Here is a 1,688-nt window from a genome sequence, read left to right as displayed (position 1 = left end):
ACATCTCGCCGTTGGACGAGAAGCGGCATCGGGTGAGGCTGCCGAGATCCAGCAGAAAAAGGGCCGGATCACCTGGCCCTCTTCGCTGGCTTGGATGGGACGAGGGCTCAGCGTGTTCTCTTGGCTCGGGTCCGGCTGGTTGGGTGAGGATGATGCAGGACGCGCTCTACACCGCAATTGCACCTCGGCTGGCAAACCGCTGCGCTTACGGCTTCGGGCAGGGCCAAGCATTTGTCAGCGCGGAGCGCACCAGAGCATCTGGCTTCTCCCCCTTCGGTGCGGGCCGCCTCGCTTGAAGCCGCCCACAAACCGCTTCTCTCATCTGCTCGGGTTGGATCTTTCCCGGCGGGCAGAATGAGATGGGATTTGCTCCTACCTGTGCCGATTGGCTGATCACGCGAGTGATGTAAGCCGTGCCCGAGATGAACTCGTCACTGTCGGATGCGACTGCGCAGAAGCGCCGAAGGCCGGTCGCATCGGTGATCTGGGCATAGGCTGCGCTCGGCACACCGATGACACCACAGAACAAAACAACGCGCAGCATCAACGGACCTCCGGAATGGCTACCAGCCACGGCGTGCCACAGGTGTTTCAACATTCCCGGCTGGAACAGGGGTGTCACACCTTAGGTCATCGCGCCGTAATTCAAGTGTATACCCGCCGGTATCTTCGGATCGACGAGACCATGGTTTTCAGGGCTCTCCAAGAAGAGCTGCGGATGGCACTCCGGATCAGGACGGCTGAAGCGCAAAGGGATGCCACCGACCGCGCTGCAATGGCGGCCGGTGGGCCCCATTCAACGGCGAGGGGCAGCGGGGAAAGGCGAGGGCGGCGGCACGAGGCCAGCCGCCCTCTGCAAGTCCTAGTCTGATCCGCAAGGGATTTGCGATCCACCTCAGCCTATCCGAGACAGCGGCGTGCACAACGAGGCCGCTGTGCCGGCGTACGAGCGTGGTGAGCGAACCTTTGCACAGATGCGCGAAAGCCGGCTGTCGAGGCAGGCGAGATAAGCTCGCCCTCCCGCGCCGACGTTCTACGGGCGGGATCAGGCAGCTGCGGTGTGGAGCGCTTCGCGCCTCCAGCTCTCGACCATCTCATCGAGAACAGCCTTCCCGGCCAGACGAGCTTCCTCGAAGGTGGCGTAGGGGGTCAGCGACTGCTTCCTCCCTATCGCTCCACGCTGTCGGACGGTCCAGGAGAAGGTGCCGCGAGGGCACTGGTTCGCCCTGAGGGTTATCGAGAAGGGATGGGCGCTGGGCTTCTGCATGCCGCCTGAGTAACACAGGTTAATCCGGCTGCCAGTGCGGCGCAGCGAGAACGTGCAAATGGTACGGCCGAGAGTTGTGGAACTGTGCGATGCGGTGCAAGTTGGTGCACTGCAGCATGGCGATGGCGTCGCTGTGCTGCGTCCTGTCCCTCCTGGGACGGGCGTTTCCTCCCTGGACTTGGGCCGTCCTCAAGGGCGGCCCTCTTTCTGCCCGGCAGTTGCTCAGCGATCCCTCCCTTGAGCGCACAGGAACCGTGCCGTCCAGCGATGAGCCCCTAATCTGCCTCTTCGCCCAGCTCGCGCCACGCGTTGGGCTCGCCGAAAGCACCTTCAAGTTCAAGGTGCCATCCGCCATCCTCCCAAACGCCGATGGCCATCCACTCGCCGCCATGCTCGTCGAGCGGCCCCTTGAGGTAGACCT

2 protein-coding genes are annotated in these 1,688 nt (G+C 63.4%); both read right to left on the bottom strand.

The genetic code is table 11. The annotated features are described in order from the left end of the window. Nucleotides 1–205: 205 nt before the first annotated feature. The gene (locus tag WDW90_RS36860; RefSeq protein WP_336492683.1) at nucleotides 206–544 is read right to left on the bottom strand and encodes a Rap1a/Tai family immunity protein; all 339 of its coding nucleotides are present in this window, start codon (nucleotides 542–544) and stop codon (nucleotides 206–208) included. Nucleotides 545–1,045: 501 nt separating this feature from the next. Then, a complete protein-coding gene (locus WDW90_RS36855; protein WP_336492682.1) occupies nucleotides 1,046–1,267 on the bottom strand; it encodes a hypothetical protein in 222 nt (73 codons plus the stop codon). Nucleotides 1,268–1,688 lie beyond the last annotated feature (421 nt).

Source organism: Methylobacterium nigriterrae (assembly GCF_037106235.1).
GTDB classification, from domain to species: domain Bacteria; phylum Pseudomonadota; class Alphaproteobacteria; order Rhizobiales; family Beijerinckiaceae; genus Methylobacterium; species Methylobacterium nigriterrae.
The sequence above is the reverse complement of the archived record's forward strand: the minus strand, read 5'-3'. Positions and strand labels throughout refer to the sequence as shown.

Coding starts and splice junctions, on each gene's coding strand:
- WDW90_RS36860 (WP_336492683.1), bottom strand. CDS start 544: ATGCTGCGCGTTGTTTTGTTCTGTGGTGTCATCGGTGTGCCGAGCGCA.
- WDW90_RS36855 (WP_336492682.1), bottom strand. CDS start 1,267: ATGCAGAAGCCCAGCGCCCATCCCTTCTCGATAACCCTCAGGGCGAAC.